Annotated in this window: 18 protein-coding genes; 12 read left to right on the forward strand and 6 right to left on the reverse strand. The window is 37.8% G+C overall.

Translation table 11 applies throughout. The features are described from left to right. Positions 1-61: 61 nt before the first annotated feature. Positions 62-1,183 (forward strand): PQQ-dependent sugar dehydrogenase, encoded by a 1,122-nt coding sequence (locus ACXAGS_RS07785; RefSeq protein ID WP_474905979.1) that lies wholly within the window; start codon positions 62-64, stop codon positions 1,181-1,183. A gap of 4 nt (positions 1,184-1,187) precedes the next feature. Here the strand turns inward: ACXAGS_RS07785 and murQ are convergent, their stop codons facing one another. Together murQ and ACXAGS_RS07795 are read right to left on the reverse strand one after the other, a co-directional pair. After that, a complete protein-coding gene (gene murQ / locus ACXAGS_RS07790) occupies positions 1,188-2,009 on the reverse strand; it encodes an N-acetylmuramic acid 6-phosphate etherase (protein ID WP_474905981.1) in 822 nt (273 codons plus the stop codon). Position 2,010: 1 nt separating this feature from the next. Continuing rightward, positions 2,011-2,760: a DeoR/GlpR family DNA-binding transcription regulator gene (locus ACXAGS_RS07795; protein WP_474905982.1), complete on the reverse strand. Its 750-nt coding sequence runs from the start codon at positions 2,758-2,760 to the stop codon at positions 2,011-2,013. Between the two features lie 173 nt (positions 2,761-2,933). Between ACXAGS_RS07795 and nagB the strand changes: the two genes are divergently transcribed. The 5 genes from nagB to ACXAGS_RS07820 all read left to right on the forward strand — a co-directional run bounded on the left by nagB (position 2,934) and on the right by ACXAGS_RS07820 (position 10,365). Beyond that, on the forward strand, positions 2,934-4,877 hold the full coding sequence (nagB, locus tag ACXAGS_RS07800; RefSeq protein WP_474905985.1) for a glucosamine-6-phosphate deaminase: 1,944 nt from the start codon (positions 2,934-2,936) through the stop codon (positions 4,875-4,877). A 104-nt stretch (positions 4,878-4,981) separates the two neighbouring features. Continuing rightward, positions 4,982-6,487 (forward strand): glycoside hydrolase family 10-like protein, encoded by a 1,506-nt coding sequence (locus ACXAGS_RS07805; RefSeq protein WP_474905987.1) that lies wholly within the window; start codon positions 4,982-4,984, stop codon positions 6,485-6,487. Beyond that, positions 6,477-7,745 carry an MFS transporter gene (locus ACXAGS_RS07810; RefSeq protein ID WP_474905989.1) on the forward strand — a complete coding sequence of 423 codons (1,269 nt, stop codon included), beginning with the start codon at positions 6,477-6,479 and terminating at the stop codon, positions 7,743-7,745. Before ACXAGS_RS07805 ends, ACXAGS_RS07810 begins: the two co-directional genes overlap by 11 nt. Positions 7,746-7,751: 6 nt before the next feature. Beyond that, complete coding sequence (locus ACXAGS_RS07815) at positions 7,752-9,281, forward strand: glycoside hydrolase family 3 protein (RefSeq protein WP_474905991.1); 1,530 nt, start codon at positions 7,752-7,754, stop codon at positions 9,279-9,281. Position 9,282: 1 nt separating this feature from the next. Beyond that, positions 9,283-10,365, forward strand: a complete 1,083-nt coding sequence (locus tag ACXAGS_RS07820; protein WP_474905993.1) for an anhydro-N-acetylmuramic acid kinase — start codon at positions 9,283-9,285, stop codon at positions 10,363-10,365. Here the strand turns inward: ACXAGS_RS07820 and ACXAGS_RS07825 are convergent. The 4 genes from ACXAGS_RS07825 to ACXAGS_RS07840 all read right to left on the reverse strand — a co-directional run bounded on the left by ACXAGS_RS07825 (position 10,358) and on the right by ACXAGS_RS07840 (position 15,155). Next, positions 10,358-11,572, reverse strand: coding sequence for a multidrug effflux MFS transporter (locus ACXAGS_RS07825; RefSeq protein WP_474905995.1), 1,215 nt, complete (start codon positions 11,570-11,572; stop codon positions 10,358-10,360). The genes ACXAGS_RS07820 and ACXAGS_RS07825 overlap by 8 nt on opposite strands. Positions 11,573-11,675: 103 nt before the next feature. Then, the gene (locus ACXAGS_RS07830) at positions 11,676-13,217 is read right to left on the reverse strand and encodes an acyl-CoA carboxylase subunit beta (protein ID WP_474905997.1); all 1,542 of its coding nucleotides are present in this window, start codon (positions 13,215-13,217) and stop codon (positions 11,676-11,678) included. Between the two features lie 4 nt (positions 13,218-13,221). Further along, on the reverse strand, positions 13,222-14,664 hold the full coding sequence (locus ACXAGS_RS07835) for an acetyl-CoA carboxylase biotin carboxylase subunit (RefSeq protein ID WP_474905998.1): 1,443 nt from the start codon (positions 14,662-14,664) through the stop codon (positions 13,222-13,224). 2 nt (positions 14,665-14,666) lie between these two features. Beyond that, positions 14,667-15,155, reverse strand: coding sequence for an acyl-CoA carboxylase biotin carboxyl carrier protein subunit (locus ACXAGS_RS07840; RefSeq protein WP_474905999.1), 489 nt, complete (start codon positions 15,153-15,155; stop codon positions 14,667-14,669). Positions 15,156-15,355: 200 nt separating this feature from the next. Between ACXAGS_RS07840 and udk the strand changes: the two genes are divergently transcribed. The 6 genes from udk to ACXAGS_RS07870 all read left to right on the forward strand — a co-directional run bounded on the left by udk (position 15,356) and on the right by ACXAGS_RS07870 (position 21,580). Then, complete coding sequence (udk, locus tag ACXAGS_RS07845; RefSeq protein WP_080319317.1) at positions 15,356-15,964, forward strand: uridine kinase; 609 nt, start codon at positions 15,356-15,358, stop codon at positions 15,962-15,964. A gap of 2 nt (positions 15,965-15,966) precedes the next feature. Beyond that, positions 15,967-16,293: an FtsB family cell division protein gene (locus tag ACXAGS_RS07850; RefSeq protein WP_474906000.1), complete on the forward strand. Its 327-nt coding sequence runs from the start codon at positions 15,967-15,969 to the stop codon at positions 16,291-16,293. Positions 16,294-16,331: 38 nt separating this feature from the next. Beyond that, entirely contained in the window at positions 16,332-17,699 is a 1,368-nt protein-coding gene (locus tag ACXAGS_RS07855) for a methylmalonyl-CoA mutase subunit beta (RefSeq protein ID WP_474906002.1), read from the forward strand. After that, positions 17,692-19,761, forward strand: a complete 2,070-nt coding sequence (scpA, locus tag ACXAGS_RS07860; RefSeq protein ID WP_474906003.1) for a methylmalonyl-CoA mutase — start codon at positions 17,692-17,694, stop codon at positions 19,759-19,761. Before ACXAGS_RS07855 ends, scpA begins: the two co-directional genes overlap by 8 nt. Before the next feature lie 133 nt (positions 19,762-19,894). Further along, positions 19,895-20,668, forward strand: a complete 774-nt coding sequence (locus ACXAGS_RS07865; RefSeq protein ID WP_474906004.1) for a ParA family protein — start codon at positions 19,895-19,897, stop codon at positions 20,666-20,668. Beyond that, on the forward strand, positions 20,669-21,580 hold the full coding sequence (locus ACXAGS_RS07870) for a ParB/RepB/Spo0J family partition protein (protein ID WP_474906005.1): 912 nt from the start codon (positions 20,669-20,671) through the stop codon (positions 21,578-21,580). Positions 21,581-21,596: the final 16 nt, after the last annotated feature.

Below are 21,596 nucleotides of genomic sequence, written 5' to 3' on the forward strand. Positions count from 1 at the left end.
TTTATTTACCGTAAAAAAATTGCATTTTAACGGGTATTACCTTTATTCTAACGATCAATTTATGAAAAAGTATATATTGACTTTACATTTTTTCGTTGTACTGCTTGGTACGTCTTGTGGACAAAACACCGACAATACCATCTCAACGCCTGAAAAACCAGTACTTTCCAAAGAATTAATAGTGCCTGATTTAAGGAATCCTTGGGGCTTTGTTTTTTTACCAGATAACAGTTTACTTATTACCGAGAAAGAAGGAAAATTAATTTTATATAAAAATGACTCAAAAACGATAATAAAGGGCCTACCCGATATTAAAGTAGCAGGTCAAGGCGGTCTATTGGATGTGGCACTGGACCCAAAATATGCTTCTAACGGTTATATTTATTTAACCTATGTTTCTACAGACGGAAAAGAAAAAGGTAGCAATACCGCACTTTTAAGATGTAAACTGCGTAATGGGGAACTCATAGATAAAAAAGTCCTATATAAAGCAAGTCCAAATAGTACTACCTCGCATCACTTTGGTTCCAGAATTGTTTTTGATAAAGAAGGGTATCTTTATTTTTCTATTGGAGATAGAGGCAATAGGGAAGAAAATCCGCAAGATATTACCAGGGATGGCGGTAAAATATATCGCCTAAACAAAGACGGTAGTATACCTACGGACAATCCATTTTATAGCGAAGCCAATGCAAAAAGAGCTGTATTTAGTTATGGACATCGAAATCCTCAGGGATTAGTATTAAATCCGCTTACCGGTGAAATTTGGGAGCACGAGCATGGCCCTAGGGGTGGAGACGAAATTAATATCATTAAAGAAGGTAAAAATTATGGCTGGCCATCTATAACCTACGGTATTAATTATAGCGGCACAAAAATAACCGATAAGACAAAAATGGCAGGCATGGAACAACCCTTACACTATTGGGTGCCTTCTATAGCACCTAGCGGCATGGCTTTTATAACAACCAACAAATACCCCAATTGGAAAGGCAATCTTTTGGTAGGCTCCCTGGCTTTTCAGTATTTAGAACGTCTGGTAATTACAAACAACAAAGTTACTTACCGTGAAAAATTATTGGATGGTATTGGCCGTGTACGTAGCGTTAAGGAAGGGCCGTATGGTTATATTTACATAGGTGTGGAAGGCAAAGGTATTTACAAATTAACTCCCAAGTCTTAACCCCCTAGCCCTTTTCTTTAAGATTCTCTATTGCAGCCCTTACGGATTTATATTTTTTAAGGGCAGCTTCCGCAACTTCATACTCCAAACCTAAAGCTTCAATAAGATAACGGGTGCCACGGTCTACCAGTTTTTTATTGCTCAATTGCATGTCTACCATTTTGTTGCCCTTTATTCTACCTATTCGAATCATCAAAGCGGTAGAAATCATATTTAAGACCATTTTTTGGCTGGTGCCCGATTTCATTCTAGTGCTACCGGTCACAAATTCCGGACCTACATCAACAGCTATAGCAATATCCGCTTGGGTAGCCAAAGGCGACCCGGGATTATTGGTGATTCCCGCTGTTAACAGTCCGTTCTTTTTTGCATCCGCTATACCTCCCAAAACATAAGGGGTTGTACCCGATGCGGCTATACCCACAACCACATCGTTTTCATTAATACCAAATTCATTCAAATCTTTCCAGGCTTGCAGCGTATTATCCTCTGCAAATTCCACTGCTTTTCTAATAGCAACATCACCACCCGCAATTAGCCCTATAACCCTATCATAAGGCATACCAAAGGTAGGTGGTATCTCTGATGCATCTAAAACACCCAATCTACCACTGGTACCGGCACCAATATAAAATAGCCTTCCTCCTTTTTCAAACCTTGCAACCAATTGCTCTACCAATTTTTCTATTTGTGGTATTACCTTTTGTACCGCTAAAGCAACCTTTTGGTCTTCTTCATTGATTTTATGTAATAATTCTTTTGTAGAAAGGGTCTCTAAATTATCGTGTAAAGAAGATGTTTCTGTAATCTTATCAAATACGGCCATATTAAAGCAAACTAATTTCTTGGTTTTTAAAAGGATTAAGGTCTCTATGATCCGGGTCTAATTCCGTAACCATAGTATTTATCTGTGCTAAATCGCACGTTTTATAACGGTGTTGCGAGTTTAATTTTTCTGAAATGCATAATAATACAGATTTCTTGGAAGCTTTAATTACAGCCTTCTTGGTTTGTACAATGTCCCAATCAAACTCCGTAAGACCATAAGTAGCATCTACGTAGCCCGTTCCAATAAAGGCCCAGTCTACTTTTAGTTGGGATAAGTTATTAATAGTATTGGCCCCATAGGATATCTGGGAGTCCTTAGATAAATTACCTCCTATAAAAATGGTTTCTACATTAGGTTTATTTAAAAGTTCCATGGCTACGGGTAAGCTTAAAGTAAAACAAGTTAAATTTAAATTTACCGGCAACAGCCTTGCCAGCTCTAAGCATGTAGTGCCCCCGTCTATTAATATTACACTATTATTCTTTATAAGCTTAATGGCTTTTTCAGCAATTGTTGTTTTTTTCTCTAAAGCATAAACATTATTTCTAGATGGGCTAAAATTGGCAAAACCTAAGGATACCGCACCACCATGCACCTTTCTTAGTTTACTATCCGCATCTAACTCCTTTACATCTCTTCTAACAGTGTCTATAGAAACGTCTAATTTTTCCGCTATATCCATAAGAAGTACTTTATTATGTAATTCTACCTCATTAAGGATTATTCGTTGCCGTTCTTCTTTGAGCATTTCATGAATTTATGTTGCAAATATATGGAATTCTCAAAATTGCTGTTTTATGCTATTATAATATTAATTTAAAGTTATTATTTGCAGTAAAATGAAAATAAAACAGCATAAAACAGCAAATATTAGATTTTTTCATAACTTTGTGCTGTTTTTAAATCAGAAATTACAGACTTATGTCCAAAACGCTCACCAAACAGCAATCTATTCTGGATAACGATAACCCAGAAATTAGAAAATTTGAAAAAGTAAACACCATGATCCATGAGGATTCTAATAGTGCTTCTTTTTATGTAGCAAATGAAATTGCAGAACTTATCCGCAAAAGACAGAAAGAAGGAAAAATGGCCGTGTTAGGATTGGCAACAGGGTCTACTCCTACTAAGGTTTATGACTATTTGGTTAAGTTTCATCAAGAAGATGGATTGAGTTTTAAAAACGTTGCAACCTTTAATTTGGATGAATATTATCCTATGCAACCGGACTCTATCCACAGTTATGTTCGGTTTATGAACGAGCATCTTTTTGACCATTTAGATATTGATAAAAAAAATATCCACATACCAGATGGCACGCTAAAAAAAGAAGACATTAGAGCGTTTTGCGATGCATACGAGCAAAAAATTGCAGATTTAGGCGGTATTGACATTCAAGTACTGGGTATTGGTAGAACAGGACACATTGGTTTTAATGAACCGGGTTCTAGTATTAGTAGTAAAACCAGATTGGTTCGCTTAGACCGTGTTACCAAATTAGATGCCGCAAGTGATTTCTTTGGAGAAGAAAACGTACCACAACGTGCCATAACCATGGGGGTTGGCACTATTATGAGTGCTACAAGAATAATCTTAATGGCTTGGGGCGAAGGTAAATCGCGCATAATAAAAGAAGCCGTAGAAGGTGAGATAAGGGAAAGTGTACCTGCAACCTTTTTACAGGAACATCCCAACTGTGATTATATTATAGATGAAGCTGCCGGTTCTTTACTTACCCGTATAGAAACACCTTGGTTGGTAGGAGAAGTTAATTGGAACGATAGACTTATAAAAAAGGCAACCATTTGGCTGTCTGAAAAATTGGAAAAAGCCATACTTAAGCTTACCAATGAAGATTACAATGAGTACGGAATGGGTAATTTAATTGCAGAAATAGGATCTGCGGAACAAATTAACCTTAAGGTTTTTAACCAATTACAAGCCACCATTACTGGCTGGCCAGGTGGCAAGCCAAATGCAGATGATAGCAATAGACCAGAACGCGCTAATCCATATCCTAAAACATCTTTAATCTTTAGTCCACACCCAGATGATGATGTCATTTCTATGGGAGGAACCCTTTTACGTTTGGTTGATCAAGGGCACGACGTGCACGTGGCTTACCAAACATCTGGAAATATTGCCGTATTTGATGATGAAGTAATTCGATTTTTAGATTTTGCTACGGAGGTAGATAAAGATGATAAATTGAATTCTAAAATGAAGGCGGTACGTGAATTCATCAACAACAAAAAACCAGGAGAGGTAGACAGTCCTGAAATTCAAGAATACAAAGGATTAATTAGAAAAGGGGAAGCGTTAGCGGCCTGTAGATATTGCGGTGTTCCAGAAAAAAACGCACATTTTCAAAATTTACCGTTTTATGAAACCGGTGCGGTTAAGAAAAAACCACATTCAGAAGAAGATATTCAGTTAACGGTAGACTTATTAAATAAAGTACAACCGCACCAAATATTTGCAGCAGGAGATTTGTCTGATCCCCACGGTACACACAGGGTTTGTTTACAAATTATTTTCTTGGCATTAGAAAGACTACAGGAGCAGGGTGCAAAATGGTTAGAAGACTGTTATGTATGGCTATACCGTGGTGCATGGCAAGAATGGGATATTGCGGATATGGAAATGGCCGTTCCTATTGGCCCTAAGGATATGAAACGTAAAATTAATGCCATATTTAAGCACCAATCCCAAAAAGATAGTGCCATGTTCCCAGGAAACGATAAACGAGAATTTTGGCAGAGAGCACAACAACGTAACACGGAAACGGCCTTTAAATATAATGCGTTAGGCCTAGCCGAATATGAAGCAATGGAAGGTTTTGTTCAATACCATTTTAAAAAATAGAACATTTTTAACTTTCAATTTATTGCAGCGATTAAATCTATTTTGTTAGTTTAACCCCCACTAGGCCTACCTATTTTTGGTAGGCCTTTTTAGCTTTATATTTTATGAGAAAACTACTGCCTTTTTCCATTTTGCTGTTTTTTGCCGTTTCTTGCTCTACATTTAAAGCAGTGCCTAGTGCTACAACAGAGTTTAGGGGTGTCTGGATTGCTTCCGTGGCCAACATAGATTGGCCCAAAAACGGAAACGATGACATAGCTAAAAAAAAGAAAGACTATCTAGAACTTTTATCCTTTTACAAAGCGCTAAATTTTAACGCAGCCATAGTTCAAATAAGAACTGCCGGTGATGCTTTGTATCCTACCCAATTAGCACCGTGGTCCAAATACCTAACAGGTAAGGAGGGTAATCCGCCAAAAGACACCACAGATCTATTACCATGGTTAATAGCAAAAACCCATGACAACGGCATGGAATTCCATGCTTGGTTAAACCCCTACAGGGCTACAATGAGCTTAGACACCTCATCTCTTGCCCCTACGCATGATTTTTACAAACACCGCGATTGGATGATTCCTTATGGCACCAAATATTATTATAATCCCGGTTTGCCAGAGGTTCAGGAACATTTAGTCTCCATTATGAACGAAGTAGTTAGTAAGTATGCCGTTGATGCCATTCATTTTGATGATTATTTTTATCCTTACACCATAAAAGGCGAAGTTTTTAATGATTCCCTTGCCTACCAACAATACGCCCTACCCAACCAATCCTTGGCAGAATGGCGGCGTAGCAATGTAGATAGCTTATTAAAAAAGGTGAATTTGAGCATAAAAAACAGTAAACCTTGGGTACATTTTGGCATTAGTCCTTTTGGTGTTTGGAAAAATAGTACCACACATACCAAAGGCTCGTTAACCAATGCCGGGCAAACCACTTACGAAAATTTATTTGCAGACCCCCTACTTTGGGATAAAGAAGGCTATATAGACTATTTAATTCCGCAATTGTATTGGAGTTTGGATTACGCTCCTGCGTCCTATAATATTCTAACGGATTGGTGGGCGTCTAACATAGAAAACATAAATCTATATATTGGTAACGGCCCCTATAAAATTTACAACAATGCGGACAAAGCCTGGGACAACCCCTTAGAACTTCCCAAACAGCTAAATAAAACCAGAGCAACCAATACTATAAATGGAAACGCATTTTTCAGTGCTAAATCCCTCACTGCCAACAAAGAAACAATAGTTAAGACCCTAAAAAGGAAAGTTTACAAGCACAATGCATTAACTCCAGCACTTTCAAAGCTCTATGAAGTTACCCTTCCACTAAATATGGATATTAAGACTGTAAATAAGAAAGCAGATGGCTATGTAGTTGAATATGTTTCGGATACTGACTTAAAACAAATAATTTACTTGAAAAAGCCTGAATTAACCCCAAAAAATATCTTAGGAAAACAGTATCTTAACCCAAGTGACTCATTCTATATCCCTAGAAACGTTGTTAAAGGAAAAAAGAAATTTTACGCGGTTTTTCGAACAAAATATGGCCAACCAAGTCAAGTTATACCTATCAACCTAAAAACAACCAATGGAAATTAAAAAAGACAAGAATGCTTGGCTTTGGGTGCCTATACTCTACTTTACCCAAGGTCTACCTTATGTAATTGTAGTTACCCTATCTGTAATTATGTACAAGCAATTAGGCTTAGGCAATGCAGAAATTGGCTTGTACACAAGTTGGTTGTATTTACCCTGGGTTTTAAAGCCACTTTGGAGCCCTTTGATAGATTTAAAATGGACCAAAAGAAAATGGTTCTTAAGCATGCAGTTTGTAATTGCCCTTGCTTTTTTGGGTATTGGCCTTAGCCTTAAAACAGATGTGTTTTTAACAGCCAGCCTGGCTTGTTTTTGGATGGTGGCCTTTGCTTCGGCAACTAACGACATAGCTTCTGACGGCTATTACATGCTTGCCCTAACAGAGCAAAAACAATCGTTTTTTATTGGCATGCGAAGTACTTTTTATAGATTGGCAATGATAACCGGGCAAGGATTAATCGTAATTCTAGCTGGTTATTTAGAAAATACTTACGGAGACAACCATAAGGCATGGTCCCTAACTATGGTTTGCACGGCCGTTCTAATGCTACTCATGACCTTAGGTAACATGTTTGCCGCACCAAAGGTTGAACCAAACCAACTAGAACAGAAACAAACAAAAACCAACTTTATAACCATTTTTACCAGTTTTTTTCAGAAAAAAGGCATTTGGCTTTCGTTGGCATTTATCCTCACCTATCGTTTAGGCGAATCGCAATTGGTTAAAATGGCCTCCCCATTTTTGCTAGATTCCAAAGCTGCTGGTGGCTTAAACTATTCTACCGAAGCGGTTGGCACCATTTATGGAACCATAGGAATAATAATGCTTTCTATTGGCGGTATTTTAGGTGGTATTTTAATTTCTAGGGACGGATTAAAAAAATGGATGTTTCCAATGATCTTGGCCCTAAACTTACCCAACGTGTTTTATGCCTTATTGGCTCTTACAAACACCACCCACATTGCTGCCGTAGTAGGTACCGTAGTAATAGAACAATTTGGTTATGGATTTGGGTTTGCTGCATTCTTGGTTTATTTAATTTACGTGGCAGAAGGGTTGTCCAAGACCAGCCATTATGCTTTAGCCACAGGCTTTATGGCTTTAGGCATGATGCTTCCTGGTATGGTGAGTGGTTATATTCAAGAATGGCTGGGTTATGAAGGTTTTTTCGTCTGGGTAGTTTTCGCCGCCCTACCCGTTCTTGTTATAGTACGCTATTTAGATTACCCCGCTGATTTTGGCAAAAAAACTACAACCTAATTTCTAATGAAAAACAAGCTAAGTTTAAAGCAAAAGGTTGGGCAGTTATTTATGCCAGCCGCATTTATAAATGATTCTGAAGAAGAAATACAACGCCTAGAGCAACTCATAGCCAACCATTACATTGGTTCTATCTGCTTTTTTCATAGTAGAGCCAGTGCAGCCACTAATTTTGAGGGTAAAAAAGAAGTGCTTTACAACAAGGACAGTTTAGACCAACTGAAAACCTTGATTCAACGCTATCAAAAAGCAGCAAAAACACCCTTAATTATTGCTATTGATGCAGAATGGGGATTGGCCATGCGAGTAGAAAACACTCCCCAATATCCTTACGCCATTACTTTGGGTGCTTTACCGGAAGAGGAGTTAGACTTGATACGAGAAGCGGGTAAAAATATTGGCAGAGATTGTTTAGAAGCAGGTATACATTGGAATTTAGCCCCCGTATTAGATGTAAATAGCAACCCGAAGAATCCGGTAATTGGCTACCGTTCTTTTGGTTCCGATAAAAACAAGGTGTTGCAAAAAGCACAAGCATTTATAGCCGGAATGAGTGAAACAGGAATCCTGAACTCCGTAAAACACTTTCCTGGGCATGGAGACACCGAAGTTGATTCACATTTAGGATTGCCACAGATTGAGAAGACGGAAGATGAATTACTTAATCAAGAACTTTTTCCATTTTATCAAATAGAAAAAGAAAAATTAGATGCTGTTATGGTTGGGCATTTGGCATTACCCAAAATTACCGGCGATTCAGCACTGCCGGCCACACTTAGTAAACTTCTTATTGACCGGTATATCCGGAAAAAAATGAATTTTGATGGTATTATAATATCAGATGCATTGAATATGCATAGTATTTCTAAAAAATTTCAAGAAAAAGGAGCTGTAGAATACCACGCATTTATGGCCGGCATGGACGTACTTTGTTTTGCGGAACATGTTAGCGAAGGAATTCAAAAAATAGTAGAACAAGCACCGGAAGCATTAATAAATAAAAAATATAATCGCTTTGAAATTTTAAAATCCAAAGCATTTGCTGCAAAACCTCAATTAAATTATTTATCCTACGAGACCCTAATTGCTAAAACGGCTACCAAAAGCTTAACTAAGTTAATGCCTGATATAAATACAAGTACCTATTTAGATGCCCAAACCAATTTGGTAACTATGGGCAAGGACTTAAGTCGTTTTGAATCGATTTTAACAACGGAATCTTCTATTGTCAAAAGAGCTATGGGTAAGTCATTAAATAATAAAATTGTATTGGCCTTGGCCCCACCATCCATTAAACCTGCAAATAATTTTGGCTTCACCGCTTTAGAACTGGAACGCATCAATAAGTTACTCAAGGAGAAAGATGTAGTGCTCTATAATTTTGGAAACCCGTTGTTTTTAAATACAATCCACTACAAAAAAGCCAAGCAAATTTATGTAGTGTATCAAGATTTTCCTCAATTTCAAGAACAAGCCGCTAAACAACTTTTACAACCATTGCCTTTGTATGGCAGCTTACCCGTAAACTTAGATTAATATGGAGCAACGTTATACGGTTTTAGGTTTAATGTCTGGAACGTCTTTGGATGGTCTGGATATTGCCCATTGCGAATTTTGGAAGGACAAAGCAAAATGGAATTTTATAATTAACAAGGGTGTAACCATACCGTATGGTACTGATTTACGGGAGCAATTAAAAAATGCGATTCACCTAACCGAAGAAGCACATCAACATTTGCACATTAGCTATGGAAGATGGCTTGGTGAGCAAGCAAAGCAATTTTTGGATATTGAAAAACTTAAGGTAGATTTTATAGCTAGTCACGGCCATACCAGTCACCATAGGCCTTTAGAAGGAATTACTTTTCAGCTAGGCGATGGTTCAGAACTTGCTAAAGCTGCCCAAATTACTTGTATAAATGATTTTAGGACTTTAGATGTCTCAAAAAACGGACAAGGAGCTCCATTGGTACCAATTGGCGATGCCCTATTGTTTTCAGATTACGATTACTGTTTAAATTTAGGTGGCATCAGCAATATTAGTTTAGAACATGACAACGAGCGTATTGCTTTTGATATAGGTCTGGCCAATATGCCGCTTAATTATTTGGTAGCCCCTTTAGGATTGAGTTACGATAAGGATGGTGAATTAGCGGAATCTGGCGAATTAATTGAACCACTTTTTAATAGCCTGAACAAACTACCCTATTATCAAAAAAAGTACCCAAAAAGTACCGGTATTGAGTGGTTCAAGTCTGATGTAATTCCTCTATTGGAAACGTATAAAACCAATAAAGTAGAAGATATACTGCACACCATTGTTCAGCATAATAATTACCAAATTGCCAAAGTCATAAAGGAATTCGATAAAAAGAAACCTACAAAGTTATTAATAACCGGTGGTGGGGCTTTAAACGCTTTCGGCATGAAAAACTTAAAAACCTATTTACCCAACACCGTTGAAATGGTGTTACCGGATAAAACAATAATTGATTTTAAAGAAGCTATGATTTTTGCTTTTATGGGCGTTCTTAAGCAGCAGGGGTCTATTAACGTTTTAGCCTCTGTAACGGGTGCAGATAGCGATTCTTGCGCAGGTAAAATGCATATGTTTAAGTAGTTGCAGCAGCCAATCTATTAGCTCTTTTTACAAATAAAAAGATTACCAACGAAATTAGACCGCAAATAGCCAAGCCTAAAAATAGTGGTAATACCCTATCATCCACATAGCTTCCTATGGCGGTGGCTATAGGTATAGAGACTACGGTAGAAAAAAATCCGTTAATAGCCGCCCCAATACCTGCAATATGCCCTATGGGCTCCATGGCAATACTTCTAAAGTTACCCCACATAAAACCCAAACAGAAAAATTGAAGTGACAGAAAAACTACCAAAACCCAGATACTTGGATTTGGCGCATTCCAAAACAAAACAACATAGATTAAAGCAATTAAACAAAACGCAACTAAGGCCGTTAAAGACAGTTTGCGCATGCCAAAACGCATTACCATTGTACCATTAGATAAAGTAGACAAACCAATGGATATTGCTAGACCCGCAAATATATACGGAAACACCTCTTTTAAGCCATATATTTCTTCAAATATATGCTGAGAGGCACTTAAGTAGACCAAAAAAGCACCGGTTACCAAACCTGAAACAAGAGTAAACGCTACCGATTCCCTATGCTTCATAAATTCTTTAAAACCATTCCAAAACAGACTGGCAGAGAATTTCTTTTTGTGCTTTTCATGTAACGTCTCTGGTTGTCTTTTCCAGAACCAAATTGCCACCAAAACGGCGAAGAAAACCTGTGAGTAAAAAATAAACTGCCATCCGCCTATGTCTAACATTAATTTACCAAAGGCGGGCGCAACAACAGGAATTAATATAAAAAAAGCCGTTACAAAAGACATCACTTTGGCCATGATATCCCCTTCGTACAAGTCCCTTATCATAGAAATAGAAATAGACCTTGAGGTAGAGAGTCCTATACCTTGCAACAACCTACCAAACAACATAATTTCCAGGTTGGGAGCAAATACACAAACGGCGCTTGAAATTATAAAAATGGCAAAACCCAGATACACCACTTTTTTTCTGCCTAAGGAATCGGAAAGTGGGCCAAAAAATAATTGACCCACTCCCAAACCTAAAAATATCATAGTAACCAGCTTCTGGTTTTCCGTTGGATCTAAGCTATTTATAGAAGCACCAATTTCTGGAATAGCGGGTAAAATAGCATCTATAGACAATGCCACTATACTCATTAGAGAAGCCATTAAGGCAATAAATTCGAACTTTGGCTTTTGCGCTGTATTTTGCATCTGGCAAAATTACTCCACCTTTTTTGATAAGCCCGTCTTTATATGTTTAACTTTTGTTAAGTTAAAATTGATGTGTCAACTATTTTAAAACTTAATTAATTGATTATAAAGGTATATTTCCATGTTTTCGTTTAGGAGCAACTACTTCTTTGTTTTCTAGCATTGCAAACGCTTTAAGCAACTTACGTCTAGAATTTTCAGGTAAAATAACCTCATCTATAAAGCCTCTATTTGCAGCTCTGTACGGGTTTGCAAACTTATCTGCATACTCTTTTTCCTTTTCTAATAGTTTTGCTTCAGAATCTACTGCATTTGCTATTTCCTTTCTAAATATAATTTCGCTAGCACCCTTAGCTCCCATAACCGCTATTTCCGCAGAAGGCCACGCATAATTAAAGTCGGCTCCAATGTGCTTAGAATTCATCACATCATAGGCACCGCCATATGCCTTTCGTGTTATTAAGGTTACCCTAGGTACGGTTGCCTCACTTAAAGCATATAATAATTTAGCACCATTGGTTATAATAGCGTTCCACTCTTGATCCGTACCTGGTAAAAATCCTGGAACATCTACCAACACCAATAACGGTATATTAAATGCATCACAGAAACGTACAAAACGAGCAGATTTAATAGAACTATCTACATCTAACACCCCAGCTAAAACCATGGGTTGGTTAGCAACAATTCCTATACTTCTACCACCCAATCTTGCAAAACCGGTGATGATATTCTCAGCATAATCCTTGTGGATTTCATAAAAGGATTGTTCATCTATTATCCCATTTATAACCGCATGCATATCATACGGTTTATTGGCATTATCCGGTACTATTTGTTTTAGTTCTGGACGCAGCTCTTCTCCAAGGTCAAAGGGAAGCTTTTTTGTTTTTTCCGTATTATTTTGAGGTAAATAAGTAAGTAATTGTTTAATATCTTCTAAACATGCCGCATCATTAATAGAAGTTTTATGAGCTACTCCAGACTTGGAAGCATGCGTACTTGCACCTCCTAATTCTTCAGAAGTTACATTTTCATTGGTTACGGTTTTTACCACGTTAGGCCCAGTAACAAACATATAACTTGTTTGTTCTACCATCATAATAAAATCTGTCATGGCAGGAGAGTAAACCGCCCCACCGGCGCAAGGGCCCATAATAGCAGAAATTTGTGGCACTACACCAGACGCCTGTACGTTCCTAAAAAAAATGTCTGCATAGCCACCCAAAGAACGTACCCCTTCTTGAATACGTGCTCCACCAGAGTCATTTAGCCCAATAATTGGCGCACCTACTTTAACCGCTAGGTCCATTACCTTGCAAATTTTTTCTGCATGTGTTTCTGATAATGCACCACCAAATACGGTGAAGTCTTGGGCGTATACATAGACTAGACGCCCATCTACGGTACCATATCCCGTAACCACACCATCCCCGTAAAACTTTTGGTCTTCCATACCAAAATCGGTTGTTCTGTGGGTAACCAAGATGCCCATTTCCTCGAAAGAACCTTCGTCCAAGAGATAATCTATACGTTCCCTTGCTGTCAGCTTCTTTTTGGCATGCTGTTTTTCTATTCTTTTTTTACCACCGCCTAAATGGGCTTTGGCAATCTTATCCTCTAATATTTTAATCTTATCGTCCATAGTGTTATTGAATGGGCAATCTTACTATTTTTTTATCCTCTAAATATTGTTTCAGTGCCATTAAACCAGCTATTCTAGCTATATTCTTTTCATTTTCTTTGATGGCTTCTGGCGTGTAATGTTGTTTTACAAAATGGGTATCAAAATCACCGGAAGTAAATGCCTCGTGTTTCATTACAAAATCACCAAAAGGCAAGGTTGTTTGTACGCCCTCGACTTTGTAATTAGCAATTGCGGTGATCATCTTAGAAATAGCGGCTTCACGGGTTTCGCCGTAGGTAATTAGTTTGGCCAGCATAGGGTCATAATAAATAGGTATATCCATGCCTTCTTCAAAACCATTGTCTACACGTATGCCTTCACCAGTAGGAATTTTATAGGTTTCCAAATTACCAACACTGGGCAAAAAATCGTTTAACGGGTCTTCTGCATAGACCCTAAGCTCCATAGCGTGTCCGTTTATTTTTAAATCTTCTTGCTTAAAAGGCAGTGCTTCTCCCCTTGCTATGCTTATTTGCAAGGCTACCAAATCTACTCCCGTTATTAACTCCGTAACTGGGTGTTCTACTTGCAAGCGGGTATTCATTTCTAAAAAATAGAAATTATGGTCTGCATCTAACAAAAATTCTACCGTACCGGCCCCCACATAATCGCAAGCTTGGGCCACACGTTTGGCAGCTTCGCCCATTTGGTTGCGCAAAGTTGGAGTTAACACCGCTGAAGGTGCCTCTTCTACCACTTTTTGATGCCTTCTTTGGACGCTACATTCGCGTTCAAAAAAATGCAATATGTTACCATGGGTATCCGCTAAAACCTGAATTTCTATATGATGGGGAGAACTTACATATTTTTCAATAAAAACAGAACCATCTCCAAAGGCTGATTTTGCCTCACTAATGGCACGTTCCATTTGTTGGGACAAATCTTCTTCTTTTTCTACCACACGCATACCTTTACCCCCACCACCGGCAGAAGCTTTTATAAGTATGGGAAAACCAATTTCTTTAGCAATCACCTTAGCTTTTTCTACATCTGAAATAGCTTCTTCAATACCTGGTACCATGGGTATATCATAGGCTTTTACAGCTTCTTTTGCTGCAAGTTTGCTTCCCATAATTTTTATTGCATGAGATTTTGGCCCAATAAAGGTTAAACCAGCATCTTCTACTGCTTCGGCAAAGCCAGCATTTTCACTCAAAAAACCATAACCTGGGTGTATGGCATCTACATTTAAGCGTTTTGCTTTTTCAATTATTTTATCTCCTAATAAATAAGACTGGTTACTTGGAGCAGGGCCCAAAAACACCGCTTCATCTGCAAACCTTACATGGGGCGCGTTCCTATCTGCCTCTGAATAAACCGCCACGGTCTGTATGCCCATTTTCTTGGCCGTTTTCATAACCCTAAGGGCAATTTCTCCCCTATTGGCAACTAATATCTTTTTCATGTTTAGTCCTCAAAAGTTAGTAAAACTTGTTTTTTATCTACCGCGTCTCCTTGCCCTACATTTATGGCCGCTATTACCCCATCCCTTGGTGCGGTTAATGCATTCTCCATTTTCATAGCTTCTAATATTAACAAGGTTTCACCTTCTTTAACTGCTTGCCCAACAGTAACGGAAAGTTCCAAAATAAGGCCTGGCATAGGAGCAATTAAGCTACCAACCTGCGTAGCAGCACCCACACTTAGCCCCATATCCTTAATCAAGGTTGCCAACGGATTTTGGATGTGTACGCTATTCTGTATGCCATTTACTTCTACTTGGTACCTTTTCTTTTGAAAATTAGACTCCAAAAAAGAAATCGCATAATTTTGGTTTTCATGAATTAGGTGAAAATTTCTTTGGTCTGTTTTGATTAGGTCTATTTGATCCAAGTCTTCTTGTGAAAATTCAAAGGTATGGTCTTCGCCAACCTTAACAATATATCTATTTTCCATTCAATCCATTAAATTAATCGCATTTAAAGATAGTTTATTTGCTAAATAATTAGCAAATTTTCAATTAAAAGAGGTCTTGATTTTACAAATTCGCTTAACTTTCTACCAAAGTGTAGCAACTTATTTAATTTTAAAATGGATAAGTGTAATTCGCTTTAATAAAAGCACCAATTGTGTATTTTTGGCCTAAATTTTTGTTCATGTTGATTATAGGGATTGCTGGAGGTACCGGATGTGGTAAAACTACGGTAGTTAAACAAATTGTGGATGAGCTTCCAGAGAACGAAGTGGTCGTGATTTCTCAAGATTCTTACTACAATGATTTATCGCATTTAACCAAAGAAGAACGTAGCAAGGTAAATTTTGACCACCCTAATTCTATCGACTTTGATTTGCTCATGCATCATCTTAATGAGTTAAGGGCCGGTAGAAGCATTAACATACCCGTTTATTCCTTTGTAGAAGAAACCCGTTTACCCGAAAGTATACCCACGGCTCCTAAAAAAGTAGTTATTGTAGAAGGCATATTGGTATTAAGCAATCCGGCATTGCGTAAATTATTCGACATTAAAATATACGTGCACGCAGATTCTGATGAACGTCTTATAAGAAGGTTACAAAGAGATATTAGGGAAAGAGGCCATGATTTGGAAAAGGCACTTTACAGGTACCAAACCGCCGTAAAACCTATGCACAACCAATTTATTGAACCCTCAAAAGAATTTGCAGATATAATTATACCTAACAATCATTACAACACAGTAGCTGTAGACATGGTTAGGACCATAATAAATGATAAACTTATTTAGTTATGGGACTAAAAGCACTTAGACAGAAAAAGTGGTTTAAGATAATGACCAACACCTATGTGCTTGTGCTTACTTTGTTTGTTATTTGGATGGCCTTTTTTGACACCAACTCCTTGTTAATACATCATGAACTACAACAAGAAATTGACAAACTAGAACAAAAAAAAGAGTTTTTACAAAAAGAAATTAAGCACGACCAAGAAATGCTTAAAAAACTTTCTAGTAAAGACGAATTAGAAAAATTTGCCCGAGAAAACTATTATATGAAAAAAGATAATGAAGAAATTTTTCTGATAGAATTTGAGGATAGCCTACAACAAAAAGAATAAAACAAATAGTACAACTATCTGTTTGCAATAACCCAATTATGACTAAAACTGCACTTTTTTCAGAATTTTCACCGGTTACCGCAAAACAGTGGAAACAGAAAATTCAATTTGACCTTAAAGGTGCCGATTACAATGACACCTTAGTATGGGAAAGCATTGAAGGTATTAAGGTAAAACCCTTTTACAACGCGGAGGATGTTGCCGATATACCCAAATACAGATTACCAAGCAATCATATTTGGAACATAGGAGAACATATTAGTGTTACAGATGCAGAAATTGCAAATAAAAAAGCCAAAAACGCTTTAAACAAGGGTGCTGAGGCTATTTATTTTGTACTTGAAGCCACGTTACCCCATTTTCCTACTTTGTTCCATGACCTATTGAATACTGAACATCCAATACATTTAGACCTTACTACTTTGGAGGTTGAAGGTTTCAAAAAAGTAACAAAAGAACTTAGTCCCTATCTAAACAAAGTTCATTTACATGTAGATACCATTGGCCATCTGGCCAAATCTGGAAATTGGTATCTAAACATGGAGAAAGACGAAGAACTACTTAAATCCTTACTAGAAAAAACAGCTAAAAACCATGTTGGATTATCCATAGATGCCGCTGTTTATAGTAATGCAGGGGCAAACTGCGTACAGCAATTAGCTTATGCCTTGGCACATACCACTGAATATCTTAATCAAATTAAAAAACCTCTTCTACTAAATACAACCTTTTCTATTGGTGGAAATTATTTTTTCGAAATCGCCAAACTAAGGGCATATCGCTGGTTGTGGGAAAGCTTACAAACGGAACATAACCTAGCACATCAATTAAGAATAACCGCTAAACCTGCAACGCGTAATAAAACTATTTACGACTATAATGTAAATCTACTGCGCACGAGCACAGAATGTATGGCCGCCGTTTTGGGTGGTGCAGATATGGTAGTGAACCATCCCTATGACCTGCTTTATAAATACCCGCACGAGTTTAGCGAACGCATAGCCAGAAATCAATTACTGTTGCTAAAAGAAGAGGCCTATTTTAACGATGCACCAGCTAGCACAGAGGGCTGTTATTTTTTAGATAGCATAACGTATCAATTAGCCCAAAAAGCACTGGAATTGTACCAACAAATTGAAGCCTCTGGTGGCTTTTTAGTCAATTTAAAGAAAGGGGTCATTCAAAAAAAAATAAAAGAAGTTGCGGAAAAAGAACAACAAATGTTCAATGATGGTATTTTAAAATCAATAGGCACGAATCTTTTTCAAAATAAAGCGGACAAAATGGGAGGCGCACTAGACAAACATCCATTTTTACAGAAAAAATCTAGAAAAACCTTGATTCCGCCTATTGTAGCCAGAAGATTAGCAGAACAGTTGGAAAAAAAGCGATTAGAAAATGAGTAGAATAGCCACAAAAGACCTTAAGCTTGTAGATAAATCAACTAAATTACCTAATCACTACGGCCATGAAAATTTTGCCGCTGGCATTGCGCCTTTTTTAAGAGGGCCCTACGCTACCATGTACGTACGCAGACCGTGGACTATTAGACAATATGCCGGTTTTTCTACGGCGGAAGAAAGCAATGCTTTTTACCGCAGAAATTTAGAGGCTGGCCAGAAAGGATTGTCGGTTGCCTTTGATTTACCTACCCACCGCGGTTATGACAGTGACAATGACCGTGTTTTAGGGGACGTTGGTAAAGCAGGGGTTGCTATTGATTCTGTTGAAGACATGAAAATTCTATTTTCTGGTATACCCTTAGATAAAATGAGTGTTTCCATGACCATGAATGGCGCCGTATTACCCATAATGGCGTTTTACATTGTTGCCGCTTTGGAACAAGGTGTCGCTTTGGAACAGCTTTCTGGCACCATTCAAAACGATATTTTAAAAGAATTCATGGTAAGAAATACCTATATCTACCCTCCTACACCTTCCATGAAAATCATTGCAGATATTTTTGAATATACCAGTAAAAATATGCCTCGCTTTAACAGTATAAGTATATCTGGGTATCATATGCACGAAGCTGGAGCTCCGGCTCCGTTAGAAGTAGCCTACACCCTTGCAGATGGGATAGAATACATTAGAACGGGATTAGCAGCAGGATTAAAAATAGATGGATTTGCACCTAGATTATCTTTCTTCTGGGGTATTGGCATGAATCATTTTACGGAAATAGCAAAAATGCGTGCCGCCCGTATGTTATGGGCAAAAATGGTAGCAAAATTTAAGCCTGAAAACCAAAAGTCCTTGATGCTAAGAACACATAGCCAAACCAGTGGTTGGAGTTTAACGGAGCAAGACCCGTTTAACAACGTAGCAAGAACAAATATTGAGGCCATGGCTGCTGCATTTGGCGGCACCCAGAGCTTACATACCAATGCATTGGACGAGGCAATTGCCTTACCAACAGATTTTTCTGCAAGAATTGCACGTAACACCCAATTATTTTTACAAAACGAAACACACATAACAAAAACCGTAGACCCTTGGGCAGGTAGTGTTTTGGTTGAAAAACTTACCCATGAAATTGCAGAAAAAGCATGGGAATACATACAAGAAGTAGAAGAATTAGGAGGTATGACCAAGGCTATTGAGTCTGGCATACCCAAGCTACGTATAGAAGCGGCAGCCGCAGAAAAACAAGCCAAATTAGATAGTGGACAAGAAGTATTGGTTGGTGTTAATAAATACGAGTTGGAAGAAGACGAAGAATTGCAAATTTTAGAGGTAGATAATAACAAGGTTCGCCAACAACAACTAAACCGCTTGGAGCAAATTAAATCATCTCGAGACGATTCTAAAGTTAAATCGTGTCTAGAACAATTAACACAAGCCGCAAATGCCCAAGCAAAAAAAGAAAAAGGCGATAATTTATTAGCTTTAGCAGTAGAAGCTGCCAAAGAAAGAGCAACCTTAGGTGAGATAAGCGAAGCATTAGAGCAAGTTTTTGGTAGGCATCAAGCAAAAATCCAATCAGTTACAGGGGTGTATTCTAAAGCAATTAAAAACGACGACAGCTTTAATAAAGCAAGGGAATTGGCAGACCAATTTGCCGTATCGGAAGGCCGTAGACCACGAATCATGATTGCCAAGATGGGACAAGATGGTCATGACCGTGGTGCAAAAGTGGTTGCAACTGGCTATGCAGATTTAGGTTTTGATGTGGATATAGGACCTTTGTTTCAGACACCAAAAGAAGTAGCCAAACAAGCTACGGAAAACGATGTACATATTCTTGGTGTTTCTTCCCTAGCTGGGGGGCATAAAACGTTAGTACCTGCCGTAATTGAAGAATTGAAGCAACTTAACAGAGAAGATATAATGGTAATTGTTGGTGGGGTTATACCAAAACAAGATTATGATTACCTTTTTAAAGCAGGTGCAGCGGCCGTTTTTGGTCCGGGCACAAAAATAAGCGAAGCCGCAATTGCCTTATTAAAATTACTTATGGGCCAGTAATTTGCCATTGGGTCTATAATTTGTTTAACTTTCTTTAACGTAGGTAAAAGCAGTTATTCACCCAGTGTTAACAAATTCCATTTTATGGCGTTGTAAATAATTGTATTTTTACCTCCTAACTCAACCAGTTACAATGGGCAAAATCATTGCTATTGCAAATCAAAAAGGTGGTGTGGGTAAAACCACCACTACCGTTAATCTCGCTGCCTCTCTTGGCGTGCTAGAAAAAAAGGTTTTATTGATTGATGCCGACCCCCAGGCAAATGCAACCTCCGGTCTTGGAGTAGATGTAGAGAGTGTAGAACTGGGTACGTATCAATTGTTGGAGCATACTTACAGCGCCAAACAAACCATCATAGAAACAGAATCTCCCAACGTAGATTTGATTCCGGCGCACATAGACCTTGTAGCTATTGAAATAGAATTGGTAGACAAGGACAATAGGGAGTATATGATGAAAGAGGCTATTAAAAGCCTTAAAGATGATTACGATTATATATTAATAGATTGTGCCCCTTCTTTAGGTTTATTAACCCTAAACGCCTTAACAGCTGCAGATTCGGTAATAATTCCAATACAATGTGAATATTTTGCTCTGGAAGGATTAGGTAAATTATTGAATACCGTAAAAAGTGTACAAAAAATACATAATACAGATTTGGATATTGAAGGCATGCTATTAACTATGTATGATTCTAGATTACGCCTATCTAACCAAGTGGTAGAAGAAGTTAAAAAACACTTTGCAGATATGGTTTTTGAGACCATAATACAGCGAAACGTTAAGTTAAGTGAAGCCCCTAGTTACGGAGAAAGCATAATTAAATATGATGCTAGCAGTAAAGGTGCCTCTAACTATCTTAACTTGGCCAATGAAATTTTGAATAAAAACAAGGAGAAAGTTTAAATGGCGAAGGCAACTAAAAAACAAGCCCTTGGAAGAGGGCTTTCCGCATTATTAAAGGATCCAGAAAACGATATACAATCTGTTTCCGACAAAAATGCGGACCAAGTTATTGGCAATGTAGTAGAATTGGATATTAATGCTATAGAGGTAAATCCTTTTCAACCAAGGACTAATTTTAGCGAGGAGGCTTTACAGGAATTAGCTAGTTCCATCCGCGAACTAGGTATAATTCAACCTATAACTGTTAGAAAACTAGAATTCAATAAATTTCAATTGGTTTCCGGTGAGCGTAGGTTCCGTGCCTCTAAGATAGTTGGCTTAAAAACGATTCCTGCCTATATAAGAATAGCCAACGACCAAGAATCCTTGGAAATGGCTTTGGTAGAAAACATACAACGCCAAGATTTAGATCCTATAGAAGTTGCCCTTTCTTATCAAAGATTAATAGAGGAGGTAGAAATTACCCAAGAGAAGTTGAGTGACAGGGTGGGTAAAAAACGTTCTACCATAACAAACTACCTACGTTTATTAAAATTGCACCCAATAATCCAAACCGGAATGCGAGATGGCTTTATTAGCATGGGGCATGGTCGTGCTTTAATAAACATTGAAAAAAATAAGGACCAAATAGATATTTACGAGAAAATTGTTGCTGAAGGCCTTTCTGTTAGAGATACGGAACAACTTGTAAAAGCCTATAAAGAAGGTTCTGATAAAGAAAAAACTACTTTAGCCAAAAAGAGCAAAAAAAGTGTTCCAGGGTTTATTTCAGAAAACTTAGAGGCTATCAAAGAAAATCTGGCAGTGAAAGTAGATATTAGTGCATCTTCCAACGGAAAAGGAAAAATCGTTATTCCTTTTCATTCCGAAGAAGAATTCCACAGGTTAAAAAAAATCTTATCGGGTGAATAAATCCCTTTTATATATT

Source organism: Croceivirga sp. ABH4_376, assembly GCF_056160685.1.